Origin of the sequence: Mucilaginibacter hurinus, from assembly GCF_003324525.1 — a bacterium.
In the GTDB taxonomy this organism is placed as follows: domain Bacteria; phylum Bacteroidota; class Bacteroidia; order Sphingobacteriales; family Sphingobacteriaceae; genus Mucilaginibacter; species Mucilaginibacter hurinus.
The window spans coordinates 215,338-232,004 of sequence record NZ_QGDC01000007.1; the positions used below are offsets into that span (position 1 = coordinate 215,338).

At 43.6% G+C, this 16,667-nt stretch carries 11 protein-coding genes; 5 read left to right on the plus strand and 6 right to left on the minus strand.

Annotated elements, in window-relative coordinates:
- Window positions 1-4: 4 nt before the first annotated feature.
- The 3 genes from DJ568_RS13790 to DJ568_RS13800 all read right to left on the minus strand — a co-directional run bounded on the left by DJ568_RS13790 (window position 5) and on the right by DJ568_RS13800 (window position 3,372).
- Window positions 5-1,327: a DUF4185 domain-containing protein gene (locus DJ568_RS13790; protein ID WP_114005866.1), complete on the minus strand. Its 1,323-nt coding sequence runs from the start codon at window positions 1,325-1,327 to the stop codon at window positions 5-7.
- Between the two features lie 5 nt (window positions 1,328-1,332).
- Window positions 1,333-2,526 (minus strand): DUF5005 domain-containing protein, encoded by a 1,194-nt coding sequence (locus tag DJ568_RS13795; RefSeq protein WP_114005867.1) that lies wholly within the window; start codon window positions 2,524-2,526, stop codon window positions 1,333-1,335.
- A gap of 129 nt (window positions 2,527-2,655) precedes the next feature.
- Complete coding sequence (locus DJ568_RS13800; protein WP_114005868.1) at window positions 2,656-3,372, minus strand: GntR family transcriptional regulator; 717 nt, start codon at window positions 3,370-3,372, stop codon at window positions 2,656-2,658.
- A gap of 209 nt (window positions 3,373-3,581) precedes the next feature.
- Here DJ568_RS13800 and DJ568_RS13805 point away from each other — a divergent pair, with 209 nt between their 5' ends.
- The 5 genes from DJ568_RS13805 (at window position 3,582) to DJ568_RS13825 (ending at window position 9,295) form a co-directional block, all read left to right on the plus strand.
- Window positions 3,582-4,430 (plus strand): class I fructose-bisphosphate aldolase, encoded by an 849-nt coding sequence (locus DJ568_RS13805; protein WP_114005869.1) that lies wholly within the window; start codon window positions 3,582-3,584, stop codon window positions 4,428-4,430.
- Window positions 4,427-5,575 carry a Gfo/Idh/MocA family protein gene (locus DJ568_RS13810; protein ID WP_114005870.1) on the plus strand — a complete coding sequence of 383 codons (1,149 nt, stop codon included), beginning with the start codon at window positions 4,427-4,429 and terminating at the stop codon, window positions 5,573-5,575. Before DJ568_RS13805 ends, DJ568_RS13810 begins: the two co-directional genes overlap by 4 nt.
- Window positions 5,572-6,129, plus strand: a complete 558-nt coding sequence (locus DJ568_RS13815) for a D-lyxose/D-mannose family sugar isomerase (RefSeq protein WP_114005871.1) — start codon at window positions 5,572-5,574, stop codon at window positions 6,127-6,129. The genes DJ568_RS13810 and DJ568_RS13815 overlap by 4 nt, the downstream gene beginning before the upstream one ends.
- Before the next feature lie 13 nt (window positions 6,130-6,142).
- The gene (locus tag DJ568_RS13820; protein ID WP_114005872.1) at window positions 6,143-7,168 is read left to right on the plus strand and encodes a carbohydrate kinase family protein; all 1,026 of its coding nucleotides are present in this window, start codon (window positions 6,143-6,145) and stop codon (window positions 7,166-7,168) included.
- Window positions 7,169-7,399: 231 nt separating this feature from the next.
- A complete protein-coding gene (locus DJ568_RS13825) occupies window positions 7,400-9,295 on the plus strand; it encodes a beta-N-acetylhexosaminidase (protein ID WP_233496691.1) in 1,896 nt (631 codons plus the stop codon).
- A gap of 297 nt (window positions 9,296-9,592) precedes the next feature.
- Here DJ568_RS13825 and DJ568_RS13830 read toward each other — a convergent pair whose 3' ends face one another.
- The 3 genes from DJ568_RS13830 to DJ568_RS13840 are packed head-to-tail and all read right to left on the minus strand — an operon-like array spanning window position 9,593 to window position 16,622.
- A complete protein-coding gene (locus DJ568_RS13830; RefSeq protein ID WP_114005873.1) occupies window positions 9,593-12,991 on the minus strand; it encodes a ThuA domain-containing protein in 3,399 nt (1,132 codons plus the stop codon).
- Window positions 12,992-13,050: 59 nt separating this feature from the next.
- Window positions 13,051-15,150, minus strand: coding sequence for a plastocyanin/azurin family copper-binding protein (locus DJ568_RS13835; protein WP_114005874.1), 2,100 nt, complete (start codon window positions 15,148-15,150; stop codon window positions 13,051-13,053).
- A gap of 20 nt (window positions 15,151-15,170) precedes the next feature.
- Complete coding sequence (locus tag DJ568_RS13840) at window positions 15,171-16,622, minus strand: 3-keto-disaccharide hydrolase (RefSeq protein ID WP_147238761.1); 1,452 nt, start codon at window positions 16,620-16,622, stop codon at window positions 15,171-15,173.
- Between the last annotated feature and the right edge of the window lie 45 nt (window positions 16,623-16,667).

The window sequence follows — 16,667 nt, forward strand, 5'->3', positions numbered from 1 at the left end:
ACCATCAATCAGGAATAGTTACCCATATAAATTTAGGACGGTAAGTATCAACCCTGTTAAATACGTCGGAAAAATTTTTAGCATTTAAATTGTAACCAAACAGGTACTGATTGTCACCATTTTTAATTTGTGGATGAAGAAAGCCATTATAGGTGCTTACAGGCTCTGTTGCTACTTCGGTAATTGTATGGATAAGTGTTCTGCAATCCCAGGGGCCCACCGGGCTGGTTGATTCATACGAGTCAATGTGTTTTGAATCCCCTTCACGCTGTGTTATCAGCCGGTATTTATTTTTTGTTTTTATAACAGCAAACTCATTCATCACCAGTAAATCAACTAATTTGCCGTTTTCCAGCCTCTTCATGTTGCCACTTGTACTTGCCGAACCCGTAAAGTTGTCGGTCCATTGAGGTTCATAGGCCGGTGCCGGGCCGTAGCCGGCAAAGTATTTGCCTTTACCGGTAAAGTTATTTTGATCAACCTTAAGCACCTTTGAGCAGTGCCATTTGCCAAACGGGTAAAAGTCCACCTTGTCTGCTATATATACATAATGATCTTTTACGCCATCTTCCAGTATCGCTGCCCCAAAATGGGTTTCATCATATTGATTGGACGGCATATTATAATAAATAACTTTGGTTGAATTGATTGTAGATACGGTAGCTGTAAGCGCTTTTAGCTCCGCCACAGAGAATGTAAACACATCGCTGCCCGTACTGTAATAACTGTTGTTGTGGTGTTTGTACCGTGTAAAAAACATATAGAGTTTATCGCCAATTACAGTACCATCGCTAGGCCAGTACCATTCATTTTTGTTGGCGCCATCGTATTCTTTACCTGTTTTTACCACCGGCCAGTGTCCGCCGCCCGGAGCATCGCCAGCGCCTACCACTGTAATAAAAGTATTAGGCGTGACATTGGTATTTTGTATCATAAAGGTGTTTGATATCAGCCTTCCGCCACTGCGCCACCTGTATTTATGCTTGGCATCGGGTGGGTTAACTTTACCTACAAAGGTATCGCCAAACGCCCACAAAATTTTTCCATCACCCAAAGGTACCGAGTAGGTTGCATCGGCTCCTGTCCACTGATCTTCAGTAGTGTTGCCCCGCGTAAAATAGTCGTTATATTTAGTAGCAATGCCTGCAAAGGTTGCCGGTGCACAAGCAAATACATAAGGCGTATCAACAGGTGCTATGGTATCAACAGGCTTGGTTGTATCAACCAGTTTAATATCGGTTCTGCCGTTTTTTTTGCATGATGAAAACGCGCATAGCGCTGCAAACGCAAAAATTGCAGGTTTAAGTATCGATTTATAACTGGGCATATCTCCTATTTAAATTTTAATTTAATAAAACGGGGCCTGTAAATATCAGGGCTGGCATTTAACTGGTTAAAAAAGTCAGTGAAGTTAACATTGTAACTTATCAATAATTCGCCGGGTTGCGAAAGGTTAGGGTGCGCCTTAGCATTATATGTTATAACTTTATCAGCAAATTTATCGGTGTTGTAAAGTTTAATTATGGGACCGAAAGGGCCATACGGGCTGCTTCCTAAACGCATACACACTTCTTTGCCCATTCCTGCTAACTGAAATATCATTGCATACCGTCCATCAGGAAGGGGAGTTACACTCATTTCATTTGATGCCATGTTGGCAATAGCAGAGGCCTTCATAATGTTTTTGTTCCAGCTTTTTCCATCGTAGTAACGCCATTTATCAAACTTCTCAAAATCCCTGGGCTTTACACGCGCTACCATTACCTGTTTCCAGGGATCTCTGATACCATATACGTAAATGTAGCCATCGGCATCCGGCACTTTAGCCGCAGCAGTGTTATTTAAAATCGCTGCTCCGTATGATCCGTGATGTCCATCCTCAAACTTTACCCATAAAGGAGTATCCATCTGGCGATGATCTGCAAAGGGGAACTGGCTGCCCTTGGGTATAGATATGAGTACGTTGCCAACTTCAGCAAATCCCATACCCTCCTTCACATTTTTTACACGGTAGCCAAATATATACGTATTTCCATTGAAGGCGCTGTTTACAAAACCATCGCCCAGCCAAAAGTAATCGCCTTTTTGCGTGCCCGGGGTAGTGGGGTGAAACACCGACTCAGCAACGCCCTTGTCGTTTTTATTCCAATAAAAATGTATTCCGTCAAACACAGGCGTATTACCTTGCATGTAAGCGATAGTATTGTGCGGCATTTTGGTGCCAGGTAAAGGTTTGCCATCTTTTACCTCGCCTATTAAAGTATCGCTAAAAACAAACAAGGTTTTTTGATTTTTTCCTGCTCCAATGCTATCCACTCCGTCCAGTGGTATCGAAAATATGCCGTCCGCGCCAAACCAGCCTTTTGTACGGTTAAATATGGCTGTCCATTTTTCATCTTCTTCAACCGTATAATTAGCGCTTTGCAGTTTCGGGTCCTTTGACTCAACAAAGTTTTGGGCTGATACTGCGTACGGTGTTGAAAGCAACCACAATAAGGCGGCCCCGGATAGTAAGGAAAATTTCATTTTAAGTTATCAGTGTGAAATAGATTAAGCAATCGATTTCAAAGATAGTATTAAACGAGTATGTACATACATTGTTGCTGCTTTGTTACAAACATCAACACCCGGATATTGGAGCAATAAAATGTTGGATTAAAAATTATCGTGCAAATAATACTCTTCCGTATTGCAGTATAACCACGAGTAAATATTAAGGTTGCGGATATTGGTTTTAAGCTTTCTTTTCATATGCACTATGGGGCTGCCTTGTTTAAGATTTAACATCTTGCTTATTTTTTTGTCGGCGCCTATTGCCCATATCTTTTGTTCACCTTCTTTAATTTCAACCTGGTAATATTTGCTGAGCGTATTAAAGAGCGAATTATCTTCTAAATTTCGGGTGGTGAAACGGGGTAATTGGATATTGGTGATGAATGTCTCTTCAAAAAGTACCGGGAGGTTGTTAATGTACCTTAGCCGGGTAAAGTAAATACTGCCAGCTTTTAGTTCCTCGTCGGTTAATTCATAAAAAAAGTTATTATCCCAGGTGCGTTTCTGTGGTTTTTCAAGTATCTCTGTTTTTAGGTTCTTATCACCTATACCTGCTGTAAAACCGCTTACTGATAATATACCCAAACCTTTCTTTGGCTCGGCAACAATGCTGCCTTTACCTTGCTGGCGAACAATGTACCCGGTATTTATCAACTCCGTTAATGCCTGCCTTACCGTTGGTCGGGTAGTGCCGTAGCTTTTACAAAGCTCATTTTCAGATGGCAGCAGTTCGCCTTTTTTATACGTACCCTGATCAATGAGTGTTTTTAAGTCATCAATAAGTTTTTTATAAAGAGGTAGCGGTTGTGAGGTGCGCATATATAATTGTGGGCTTTATTACGATAAATATTGTGTATATTAATCGTAACTGCAAATGTTAATCAGGTTAAAAGTAAACAAATTATTTATTTGTGCTACTGTGCCACTATAATGTTGGCCGGTAAGCGTACCGAAAAAACTGCCGGAAATAAATTTAAAAAAAGTGAAACTTGTATATACAAGTTATTAATTTTTATATATTTGTTTCCATGAAAGCATATAAATTAAACAGATTATTCAATAGTAAGTCGGGCAATTGTTTTGATGTTGCCATTGATCATGGGTTTTTTAATGAGTTCTCATTTCTTAAGGGAATTGAAAATATAGAGAATGCTGTTAAGATTTTAGTTGATGCCGCTCCTGATGCTATCCAGCTTACAGTGGGCCAGGCCCAGTACCTGCAGTCAATCCCCGGCCGCGAAAAGCCGTCATTGGTTTTACGCACCGACGTAGCTAACGTGTATGGCACTGATTTGCCAAGGGCATTGTTTAGCCGTATGATTGAAGAGCCTGTTGAACAAGCTATCCGTTTAGATGCTGCCTGCGTAGTGGTAAACTTATTCAGGATACCAAATGAGCCTGAAGTAATGGACCAGTGCGTACAGAATATTTTAAAAATTAAATTAGCGTGCGAACGTTATAGCATGCCGTTAATGATAGAGCCGCTTGTTTTCCGCCCCAACAGCCAGGGCGGTGGTTATAACGTTGATGGAGATGCAACAAAGATAATTCCTTTGGTACGCCAGGCAGTTGAGCTGGGCGCCGATATTATTAAAGCCGACCCGACCGATGACGTATCAGAGTATCACCGCATTGTAGAAACTGCCGGGAACATCCCCGTACTTGTACGTGGTGGCGGCCGGGCAAGCGACGAAGAGATTATTAACCGTACCTATCAATTAATGCAGCAAGGCGTAAGGGGCATAGTTTACGGACGCAATGTAATACAACACCCTGATCCATCTGGCATGACACAGACACTCATGGCCATTGTTCATGACGGTTTAAAACCCGAAGAAGCTATTGCTAAATTAAACGAAAGAGCTGCCGCTATATGAAGACAGTAAATATAGGTATTATAGGCGGTGGCCTGATGGGCCGCGAGGCAGCCAGCGCCTTCGGCCGCTGGTTTGCATTGAACGATTTCCCGGTAAAAGCGGAGTTGACGTCCGTTTGCGACCTGAATGAAAATGTACTGGCCTGGTATAAAAACGTTCCTACAGTTACCCAGTTAACTACTGATTACAAAGAGCTGCTTGCTAATCCATCGGTAGATGTAGTGTATGTTGCTGTACCACACAACCTGCACCTTGAATTGTACCTGGAAGTGTTGCGCGCCGGGAAGGACTTATTAGCTGAAAAGCCTTTCGGTATTGACCTTGAAGCCGCCAACGCAATAAAGGCTGAGGCTGATAAAACCGGGCGTTTTGTACGCTGCAGTTCTGAATTTCCCTTTCTTCCGGGCGTGCAACGCGTAATAAGTGAAGTAAAGTCAGGAAACTTAGGTCGCATTATCGAGGTGAAAGCAGGTTTTCTGCATTCAAGCGATATGGACTTTAACAAGCCAATTAATTGGAAAAGGCAAACTAAGTATTGCGGAGAAATAGGTGTTATGGGCGATTTAGGTATGCACGTATTGCACGTGCCGCTTAGGTTGGGCTGGAAACCTGAACTTGTTTTTGCCCAGCTGCAAAAAATAGTTACCGAGCGTCCGGACGGAAAAGGCGGCGTGGCTCCATGTGATACCTGGAACAATGCTATACTGAATACCCAGGTTACTATTGCCGGTGAAACTGTGCCCATGACCCTGGAAACTAAACGCCTTGCACCCGGCGAAACCAATACCTGGTATATTGAGGTATACGGAACCGAAGGGGGGGTAAGATATAGTACTAAGGATACCAAAGCGCTTTGGCAGTTTAAAATGGGTAGAGAGCAGCAATGGCAGCGTACCGACCTGGGTTTTGCAGGCGTGCCGTTCCCGACGGTTACAGGTGGTATATTTGAAATAGGTTTCCCGGATTGCTTTATGCAGATGCTGGCCGCTTATGTTGCCGAGCGTGAAGGCGCACTTGGCGAACGCTTTGGTTGCGCTACACCAGAAGAAGCGGTAGAAAGCCACAAAGTTTTTGCGGCCGCTCTGGAGTCGGCCAAAACAAAATCTGTAGTGCGTATAGGTAACCTTGAAACACAACCTGCATGAAAAGGTCAGAGATAAATAAAGCGATAAGCACTTCAAAAGCGTTTTTTGAACAAAACGGCTGGGTGTTGCCGCCAAATCCAAAATGGGACATAACAGATTTTGGTTTGGGTGACTTTGACCAGATAGGTTTGGTGTTGATAAATCTTGCCGAAGAGGTTGAATATTGCGAAAAACTGATGTATGCCGCAAAAGGGCAAACCACCCCTGCGCATTATCATGAGAAGAAAAAAGAAGATATTATTTGCCGAACGGGCGAAATGGAGATACAGTTTTGGGCTGCCGACCCAAATAGCCTTGACAGCCGGGAGGCCATAACGTTAAAAAAGAACGGCAAATTTATTACCATACAAAGCGGCGATAAAATCACGCTAAAGTCGGGCGAGCGGGTAACCATTGTGCAGGGTTTATGGCATGAATTTTACCCCACCAGCGATCAGTGTATTATCGGCGAAGTTTCAACCGCGAACGACGACGTAAACGATAATTTCTTTTTTAACAAGAAAGTCGGCAGATTTAGTGATGTGGTTGAGGACGAAGAAAAGATGTACTTATAACCAATTGTAACCAATGAGAAAAGGCATTTTGGTGGGCGGGAACTGGATTGTTGACCAGGTGAAGATAATTGACAAGTATCCTGCACAGGAGGCTCTGTCAACTATTTTGTCGCAGGAGAGCAGTAACGGTGGGTCGGCCTATAATATATCAAAAGGGCTCCGCAAAATGGATGTGCCTTTTCCGGTTGAAGCTATTGGGTTGGTAGGAGCAGATAACAGGGGTAATGGTATACTTAAAGAGTGCAGCGAGTTATCAATTGATACAAAACAGTTAAAGCAGATAAAAAAGGCCGGAACTTCCTATACTGATGTAATGTCGGTTAAATCAAACGGTAAACGCACGTTCTTTCATTATCGTGGTGCAAATAGCTTGCTTGCTGAAGATCATTTTGATTTTTCAGTGTCGCAAGCTAAGATATTTCACCTTGGTTATTTGTTGTTGCTTGATGCGCTTGACGAGGTTAAAGCTGATGGCAGCACCGGCGCGGCAGTTGTGCTAAGGAAGGCCAAAGAGCAGGGATTTTTAACATCGGTTGACCTGGTAAGTGAAGACTCAGACAGGTTTACGAACATAATACCACCATCGCTGCCGTATATTGATTATTTGTTTTTAAATGAATATGAATCCCATATGTTGTCTGGTATTGCAACCTCAACCGGTGATAATGAAGTATCAGTAGAAAGATGTTACGAAGCTGCAGCCAAAATATTAACAATGGGCGTGCGGAGGTGGGTGATCATACATTTCCCCCAAGCCACCCTGGCACTAAGTATTGATGGTATAAAAGTATTACAGCCGAGCCTTAAAGTGCCGGCTGAAAAAATAGCAGGTTGCGTAGGTGCCGGCGACGCGTTTGCGGCCGGCGTACTGATGGGAATACATGAAGAGTGGGAGATGCAGCAAAGCCTTCAACTGGGGGTGTGTGTAGCGGCTTCAAGTATGTTTAAGGCAACATGTTCAGATAGTATATTACCTTATAGCGATAGCCTTAAACTGGCAGATTCGTTTGGGTATAGGGTCGCTGCGGTGGCCGTATAAAAGATTGGGAAGGGATGCTTGCTTTTAACCGCCTGTATGGTTTTTGGTTGACATTACAGGATAGACGATTGAAAGGTTACAAACACCCTTTACCCAATGCATCTCGCTTGATGGGTTATTGGTTGACCGCAAGTGAGTAAATTTGTTTGTTCGCTTGCCCTGGGTTATTGGTTGACCGGGCAAGCCGAACAAACTTTCTTAATTTCTCCAAAGTAACTAATTATATTTCTTATGAGTAAATTTTTTAAGCTGCTTCTTACCAGCACTTTACTTACATGCACCTGCATGGCTCAAACGCCGGAAATTATTCCTCAGCCGGTTTCATTAAAAACAAATACAGGATATTTTAAAATTAACGCAAACACTAAAGTTGTATATGGTAACCACGATATAAATGCAGGTAAGATAGCTAAGCTTTTAGCCAACTTGCTACATGCACCTACCGGCTATAAAACACCAACAAGGGCACAAAGCTTTAAATCGCCGCCGCCGTCGGCATCAGTATACCTGAGTACGTTAGCTAATGAACCTGCACTTGGCAATGAAGGTTATACGCTAAAGGTTACACCTAAGCAAATTGTTATTAAAGCCAATCAGCCTAAAGGGTTATTTTATGGCATACAAACGCTATTGCAACTCCTTCCGCCTTCGGTTGAAGGTAAGCAAAAAACAATATTGAACTGGCAGGTACCTGCGGTGGATATTACCGACTATCCACGGTTTGGATGGCGCGGATTAATGCTGGATGTAAGCCGCCATTTTCAAACAAAGGAGATGGTGAAAGATTACATTGACCAGCTGGCCAAATATAAATTTAATACATTTCATTGGCATTTAACAGACGATAACGGCTGGCGCATACAAATAAATGGAATGCCCAAATTAACAGATATAGGCGCCTGGCGGGTGCCGCGCGAAGGGCCGTTTGCATTTGTTACACATGCGGATAAAGAGCCGGGTGAAAAAGAAACGTACGGCGGTTACTACACGCAGGAAGAGATAAGGGAGGTGGTTGAATATGCCAAGCAGCGCTTTGTAACGGTGTTGCCTGAAATTGATGTGCCGGCACACAGCCTGGCGCTTATTGCATCCTATCCTAACTTATCATGCACAGGTTTGCAGTATAACGTGGATCCGGGTACCGCCTTTGCGTTAAAAAAGAGTAATGTGCTTTGTGTTGGTAACGATAGCACCTACATTGTACTTGACAAGATATTTACGCAAGTGGCTGATCTTTTTCCCGGGGAATATATACATATGGGAGGGGATGAAGCTTTAAAAGCTTTTTGGGAAAAGTGCCCAAAGTGCCAGGCGGTAATGGCACGGGAAAAGTTGAAAGATACCCACGAATTGCAAAGCTACTTTGTAAAACGCATTGAAAAAATGCTTCATGCAAAAGGCAGAAAGATGATAGGCTGGGACGAGATACTAGAAGGTGGCCTTGCCCCCGATGCTACAGTGATGAGCTGGCGTGGTATGAAAGGCGGGACCGAGGCCGCTAAAATGGGGCATAAGGTGATCATGACGCCCTATCAATACTGCTATCTCGACCTTTACCAGGGCAGTCAGTTCATAGAGCCACACGCGTATGGGCTAGTGACCTTGCGTAACTGCTACGAGTTTGAACCCGTGCCGGATAGTGTAGATGCCCGGTACATTTTAGGAGGGCAGGGTAACCTATGGGCCGAATCTGTACCCAACCAGCGCCATGCAGAATATATGACCTGGCCGCGTGGTATGGCGTTAGCGGAGGTGTTTTGGTCGCCTAAAATAGCTAAGCGTGATTTTGATGGTTTTGCTAAGCGTGTAGAAGCGCACTTTAAAAGATTTGATGCTGCGGACGTAAAGTATGCAACCAGCATATACGACCCGCTTATTAGTATAGTGCCTGAAATAACAGGTACAGACACCACTTTGAAAATTAAGCTGGAAACGCAGTTGGCGGGTTTAACTACCTTCTATTCGTTTGATACTACTAATCCGGACAAATACTATCCACAGTATAAAGGTACGCCATTAACCGTACCAAAGGGCGCAACCCAATTACGGGTAATTAATTATCGCGATAATAAGCCTATTGGCAAACAATTAGCGGTTAAATTAAAAGACCTGGATAAAAGGCTGTAATGATTGGTAAAATAAGGTAATGGCATGTCGCTCCGCACTTAACGGAGCGACATACTATTACCCTTTCTTTTTATTCTCTTTAACGCAGTTAGGGACTCTCTTCCCATCTTTTTCCTTCATGCCCGCTTGTTCATAGCCTTTCCAGCATGGATCTTTCTTTTCTTAGCTGCCATAATTGTGTTTTTTTATTATGACTGAACAAGAACTATACCGTATAGCCAGAGGTTTTAATCTTATAAAATAAAAGCGCCAGTGTTTATAAACAATGGCGCTTTTTTTTCCGGCAAATAGATATTATTATTGTACGAACCGTATCGATTTTAAATGCGGTAATTTATCGCTTGCTGTGATTTGGTTCACCTTTACATATATATCCTGCAACTTAGTAACCATTGGTTTGGCTGCGGCTTGTTGCACTGTTATAAGTGTATTGGTAGGCTTACCAGGGCAAAAAGTAAGTTTACCCTCGCCGATTTTCATACCGTCAGCCTTACCTGTTAGTATTTCAACGGTGTAAGTAGTTATTTCGCTGGCGCCCTGCCCGTTAAATTCAATCGCGCTTATACCTGTCAGATCGAAATTACCAGCTTTAAAGGTGCCCGCCGCAGCCGGGAATTTTAGCACTTTCCCGTCTTTAGAGTTTTCAGCGGTAAAATCCGCAGTAGCTTTAATTTCACTTGCATTAACTACACTGCTGCGTAATACTGCCGTGTAAGCTCCCGATAAAGGCCTTATGCCATAAGCGCCGGCATCTGTATAATTAGCATGGATGGTAAATACCGTTTTATCCTCTTTAACATCAACGCTTTTAGGTGTAACCACACCCACAGCAGGCAATGATTTTGGTTTATCGTAAGCTAGTGAACGTATCCAGGTGACGATTTGCCGGGCTTCGGCTTCCTTAAGCGATGGATGTGCAGGCATGGGCACCTCACCCCAAACACCTGCGCCGCCTTTAATAATTTTGGCTGGCAGATATGAGCCTGCATCCGGGCTCATCTTATATTTTTCGGCAATGGCCACAAACGATGGGCCTATGGATTTTTGAGTTTCGGTATGGCAGGCTTTACAGTCTAAAGAAAGCATGAGGTTTTTACCCTGCATGGTTTCAGATACAGCCTGGTGCCCCCAATTCGCACCGGCAAGATCAGTACCTTTGATGAAATCGGTAGACACATATAAGTTCGCAGCATTATATACAGCACCCTTATCTACTACGTTCACCGTGTAACTAACCGGCTTATCAGCAAAATAGAAACTCTTGTTGCCTTTAATATTAATATTCACCTGCGGCTGCGCGTTGCCGGCAGTAACAACAATTGTATTACTGGTAGTTGATGCTTTACTGGTATCAAAAACCTCTACGCTTACATTATGATCGCCCGGTTTGGTTATTACATAAGTTAAAGTAGGGACAGTAGTGGTGCGGGTAATGCTACCGATATGCCATACATATTTAAGTGCATCATTCTCCGGATCGGTAGCTTTAATGCTGGCAGTAATGCTAAGCGGTAGGTTGCCGCTGGTTTTGTTCAATTTTAAGCCCGTTAACGCAGGTGGACGGTTACCGGGCAGGTAGTCTATACGGTAAATGGCGGCATCAGGGTTTTTGTTGAACCAGCCACTGCCGTAGTCGAGCACATATATCCTGCCATCCGGGCCAACTTCCATGTCTATCATGGCGCCATAACGCGTTCCATCCATAAACGGCTCTATTTTATCAAGGTCGCCGTTAGGCCTTTGCGTTGCTACCTTTATCCATCCGCGTATAAAGTCGTAAAAGAAGAACTTATCGTTATAATAAGCTGGATAACGTGTTGCAGCCGGGAAATCAGCCGTGTGATAAACAGGGCCTGCCATTGCTGTACGGCCACCCGAACCTAACTCAGGAAAATCAGGCGACTGCCCGTAAGGATACCAGATGTATGCAGGCTGCGCAGGTGGCAAATCAACTAAACCGGTATTGTTACGTGAAGTGTTTTGTGGCTTGGCGGGGTCTTGCGGCGGCTTGTTTTCGTTCGTTTCATAGTTATGAATATTGTAAGCATAATTATTGCCAACAAAAAGCGGCCAACCAAAAAAGCCGGCCTTACGGGCCTGGTTAACCTCATCATATCCACGTGGTCCGCGTGTGCCAATACTGTCATTCACCGCGTCAGGGCCCACTTCGCCCCAATATAAAAACCCGGTTTTGTTATCAACAGAAATGCGGTACGGATTGCGGTTACCCATTACATATATTTCCGGTCTGGTTTTCTCTGTACCTTTCGGAAACAAGTTGCCGTCGGGTATATCATAGCTGCCGTCAGGGTTAATTTTTATGCGGAGTATTTTTCCGCGCAAGTCGTTAGTGTTTCCTGAAGAGCGGCGCGCATCATATTGTTCATGCCCGGGGCGGTCATCCATAGGGCCAAAACTCCGGCTCGGGTATTTCTCGTTCGGTTCATCAAAAGGGGTTGTATTATCACCTGCCGAAAGGTATAAGATGTTATCCTTACCGAAAGCGATGGAACCGCCCGTATGGCAGCATATTTCGCGTTGCGTACCTACTTCCAGTATAACCTTCTCCGATTTATAATCCAGGGTATCGTTAGCAAAAACAAATCTTGATAACCGGTCTATCGGTTCGGTACCTGCTGGGCTATAATAGAGATATATGTAATTATTTTGCGCAAAGTTTGGGTCAGCTGCTATGCCCAGTAAACCTTCTTCGGTATTAACCATAAACGCGCTCGCTTTATGGTATACATCTAAAAAGCCTACCTGCTTTAGGGTCTTTTTCGCATGGTCATATTTCATTAGTTCACCACGGCGCTGGGTAACCAGTATATCAAAATTTGGCAATATGGCCATTTCCGTTGGTTCATAAAACCCGCCCATAGTTAATACTCTCCGTGCAAAACGGTTGTTTTCAGGCGTCCTGAGAGATTTAGCCCTGGAATAATCCAATGGCTTATTGTCACCAATGGCATATTGTATGCCGCCCAATATGTGTTTTAAATATAGCGGATCGGCGTATGATTCATCAGTATGACCAAGCCCGGTGAAAAATGCTCGCCCACCATCATAGTTATGATACCATGCCATGGGATGGTTATCACCATGGCTGCCGCCTTTGTAGCTTTTTTCATCAATGCTGATTAATACTTTAACGTCTGGATTTAGCTTTTTAAAGTTGTACCATTCATCTGTACGTTTCCACTGAGCGGGCAAATGACGGGTTGATTGATGGCTGTTATCAGTTACATTTAATGTAGCTTCCTGCGGTGCAGGATGGTCATTAAAATATCCCCCAACCATGCGGCCATACCAGCCCCAGCCATACTCGGTATCTGATGCTGCATGGATCCCCACGAAACCACCGCCAGCTTGTATGTAGCGCTCAAAATCAGCTTCCTGAAAATTGTTAAGCACATCACCGGTAGTGTTAAGAAATATTACAGCCGAATATTTTTTTAATACATCTTCCGTAAATAACATAGGGTTGGTTGTAGTGTCTACATCAAAGTTATTCTCAGTACCTAACTTGATCACGGCGTTTACACCTAACGGTATTGACGGATGATGGAACCCCGCTGTTTTACTGAAAACTAATACCCGCGGTTTACTGGCATTTTTAGCGCTTAAAAATATAGCGACACTTATAGACAGGATAACCAGGCCTGTGAAACGGCTGTAAATGTTTTTCTTTAGCATGAAATGAATTATTAATAAAAAGCCGGGGTTTGGTTGATTTCCCCCAGCCTTTAGGTTTATTATTTTGTAACAATAAGCGTACCCTGCATTACATAAAAGTGCCCTGGTACGGTACAAACGTAAGTGTATTTGCCCGGAGTGGTTGGAGCCACAAAATATATAGTTTGTGACGAGCCGGGGCCTACAAGTTTAGTGTTAAAAAGTACTTTAGGCGTATTTGGTATATGGTCTAATTTTACACCTTTAAGCCCCATTTTCATGGCCATCTCACCAACGGCAATTGCTTGTCCGTCTGGCACTACAACAAAGTTGTGGGGCATGTCGTCGGTATTACTGAAGGTTAATTGTATTTTGCTTCCTGCTTTAACAGTAAGTTCAGATTTGTCAAATTTTAAACCCGGAACGGTACCTAATTCAATGGTTTGGTCAGGGGTTGTCCATGAAGCAGGCTTTACTACCTGATTTTTCTGTAAACCGGCAGATGCAGCCGCGGCAGGAGTAGCTTTTTCAGGCGCATTGGTTGGTTTCCCCATCATGCTATGATCATGACCTGCTGCTTTTGCTTTCCTTTTAGGTACATTAAGTTTAGCGCCGTCAGGAATATTTTTTAATGTATAGTACGCAACAGGATGAAGCACGCTGTGGCTGCTGTCTGCCGAGGTAACTTTATCATTCAGTTTTATTTCGTGTATGTAATTTTCACGCAGCCCGTCAACCACCAACCTTACTTTTAATCCATCGGCTGATACAATTGCAGCGTCAGCGGTAAGCGTTTGTTCCCTTACTACATCACTACCATACACAGGATGATATTTGTATATAAAGCTGGTCAGGTCGTAAGCGTCAGGATCAGCTGCTGCTTTCTTGTTTACAGGTTTTGTAAACTCTATTTCAAATCCGTCAGGCATAGCTCTTACCGCTTTCATTTCAAAAGGCGTTTTCTGGCTCCATATTACACGCTCAAGACCAAAAATTTTCTGGCCTTTTGAGCCCCAGCCGCGGCTGGTTTGACCTACGAATAATGAACCATCATTACCCCATACAAGGCGTAATACACCAGATTCAAATCCTTCGCGAAAAGTAAATGCAGATCCCTGGTAATCGCCTTTTACAGTTTCAAGGAATACCCTGTTTAAACGGCTTTGTCCCTGGTCACCTATTAGTATTTGTCCGGCGAACGGACCGAATTTATCGTCATTAGGTATTTGTATCAATGATGAGGTAGATGTACCCATTACTGAGTGCGGAAGCCAAATAGACGGGGTTTTCATGCCCGGTACTTCTTTAGCTACTTCAAAATACGTTTTGTATGGCCGTTTCGCATCATCATCCTGTATACGTCCCTGGTTAAAACGTGGATCAACGCGACTATAAATATCTTCTGTACGTACTGTTACAGGTGAGCCCGGTTTATCAGCCCATTGTAAGGCAGCCGGGTGGCCTATAAAATCGCCCTTGTTCAACTGCGTCATGTGTCCGGAACCAACCCAGTCGCCCTGGTTTTCAGAGTACCAGTATTTGCCGTCAATAAGGCCTTGTCCGGCTGGGGAACGCAAGCCCGCCGCATACAAAGACATTTGACCATCAGGCGTAATTTCCATTGCCCATGACCGTCCGGGTGCCTTACTTTTACCTCTCCACCATTCAAAGTCATCAAAGCCAACATTTCCGTTCACCATAAAGTTGCCGTTAGGCATTATTACAGGCCCGTACGAGTATTCGTGATAATTGCCTGATAGGCCCCAGGCGTGTATTGTTTCGTAAATATCAGCACGGCCATCGCCGTTTTTGTCAACAAGTTTGGTCAATTCACCCCGCTGCGCGGTGTACAAGGCGCCATCCTTGTAAGCAAGTCCTAATGCTTCGTGCAAACCGCTTGCAAACTTGCGGAAGTAAGGCGTACCACCGTTAAGCATATACGGGTTTTCTACAATATATACATCCCCGCGACGAGTTGCAGCCGCAATGTTGCCGTTAGGCAATAGGGCTAATCCGCCCACCTCCAGCTCAATGCCTTCAGGTATAGGTAAACTTATAATGCGGTAAAAATCTTTTTCGGCCGGTGCCGTTTTTTTAGCCTCTTGCTGTGCTTGTGCTGTTAATCCAACAGCGGCAGTCACAGAAAAAGTCATTAATATATTTTTAAAAATAGCTTTCATTTATAACAGTTTTTGTTGTATTACCAGATGAGTGAATATTGTACAGAAATAGGACCCTTATCATTATTAGATACCGGTATAAGCAACTCTTTGCCTTTGGCCGAAGTGCGTATAACAGGTTTCAGGCTTTTGTTAACCTGTAAATAATATTCATAATTGTTAATACTGTATAAGCCTTCGCCGGCTTCAGTAATATCTGTTGCAACCGCTGCACGTACATAAACGTTCTTTTGTACCGGCCCAGCAATATTTAGCTGGCGAGTAAGCATCTTGCCGTCATCGCTGGTTATTTTGTCGTCAACATTGTAAGTATTTACAATATACTTAAAGGTAGGGTAACCTTTTTCATCCAGTTCATATCCTTTGCTGCGAAAACCATACTTAGCATCAAGCGTATCTGGCCACGCGGCTTTCTCTGAATCAAGTATTGCTAAAGAAGGCGCGTCATTTAAAAATAATTTGCTGCCAATTGCGGTGGTGTTACCATCGCCACGGAAAAGCCACATAGGTGTGCCATCAACAAAGCCGCCTTTCCATACCTGGAACAATGTGCCGTTACTTAAATCGTAAGAGTAACTGATGTTATGCGGATAGCCGACATTAATAGCATGTGTAACGCGTTTTTTTTCAGGTATATCAACAAAACTTCTCAATAGCTCTGGTTCGTTACCAACTTTAACATATACAGGTTTATATTCTACCCATCCTTTTGCTTCGGCACCAGTAGGAGATTTGGTATTTACGGTTGTGGTGTACTGGAAATTTTTGAACGCCACCGAGCCATGGTCGCCCTGTATCCTTATTGGGCCTGTGGCAGCCTCGTTAGGGAATGCCGAGCCCCGGGTGGGACCTTGTAATTCAGCATTTTCAATTATGCTTACGCCATTAAGTACCACTTGCACTACGCGCGCGTTGGCAGTTTTTTTGCCCGAAGCATCAAATTTAGGTGCCTGGAAAATAATGCGGATGTTTTGCCATAAACCCGGTGCACGGCTTACGTTTAAACGTGGCGCAACCCCTTCAAAACCAAACTGCCCGGCAGGGCGGGTTTCGTCCCAGCGGTGATAAATAGCGCCCAGATCCGAGTCTGAAAGATTTTCCTTACCCCAGCTATCTAACAACTGTATTTCATAACGGCCCTGGAGGTATATCCCTGAGTTTGACCCCTTGGGCATCATAAAATCCACACTCAAATCAATATCACCATGTTCAAAGTTGGTAAAAATGTCCTCGTTCTTTTTTTTATCGTTGATATTAACCAGTATTCCTGATCCCTTTTTTTTGTCCAGGGAATTTACTTTGTTAAAGTCTGAAGATACGGAACCAGCAACAGACCAGTTTGCCGGCGGGTTTTTAAATGATGATAGATCATTAAGCTGTAACCGGGTTGTTTGTGCGCTACTGCAGAATGGAAGCGCAGCAAACGACAACAACATGATAGAAGTTGTTTTTAATAAATTATTTTTTCGCATAATATTAAGTAAGAAAAAGAGGTAGGCTAATATAGATAATTTAAC

Bases quoted from the DNA above. Each gene is read 5' to 3' on its own strand.
- DJ568_RS13790 (WP_114005866.1), bottom strand. From the start codon at position 1,327: ATGCCCAGTTATAAATCGATACTTAAACCTGCAATTTTTGCGTTTGCA.
- DJ568_RS13795 (WP_114005867.1), bottom strand. From the start codon at position 2,526: ATGAAATTTTCCTTACTATCCGGGGCCGCCTTATTGTGGTTGCTTTCA.
- DJ568_RS13800 (WP_114005868.1), bottom strand. From the start codon at position 3,372: ATGCGCACCTCACAACCGCTACCTCTTTATAAAAAACTTATTGATGAC.
- DJ568_RS13805 (WP_114005869.1), top strand. From the start codon at position 3,582: ATGAAAGCATATAAATTAAACAGATTATTCAATAGTAAGTCGGGCAAT.
- DJ568_RS13810 (WP_114005870.1), top strand. From the start codon at position 4,427: ATGAAGACAGTAAATATAGGTATTATAGGCGGTGGCCTGATGGGCCGC.
- DJ568_RS13815 (WP_114005871.1), top strand. From the start codon at position 5,572: ATGAAAAGGTCAGAGATAAATAAAGCGATAAGCACTTCAAAAGCGTTT.
- DJ568_RS13820 (WP_114005872.1), top strand. From the start codon at position 6,143: ATGAGAAAAGGCATTTTGGTGGGCGGGAACTGGATTGTTGACCAGGTG.
- DJ568_RS13825 (WP_233496691.1), top strand. From the start codon at position 7,400: ATGAGTAAATTTTTTAAGCTGCTTCTTACCAGCACTTTACTTACATGC.
- DJ568_RS13830 (WP_114005873.1), bottom strand. From the start codon at position 12,991: ATGCTAAAGAAAAACATTTACAGCCGTTTCACAGGCCTGGTTATCCTG.
- DJ568_RS13835 (WP_114005874.1), bottom strand. From the start codon at position 15,150: ATGAAAGCTATTTTTAAAAATATATTAATGACTTTTTCTGTGACTGCC.
- DJ568_RS13840 (WP_147238761.1), bottom strand. From the start codon at position 16,622: ATGCGAAAAAATAATTTATTAAAAACAACTTCTATCATGTTGTTGTCG.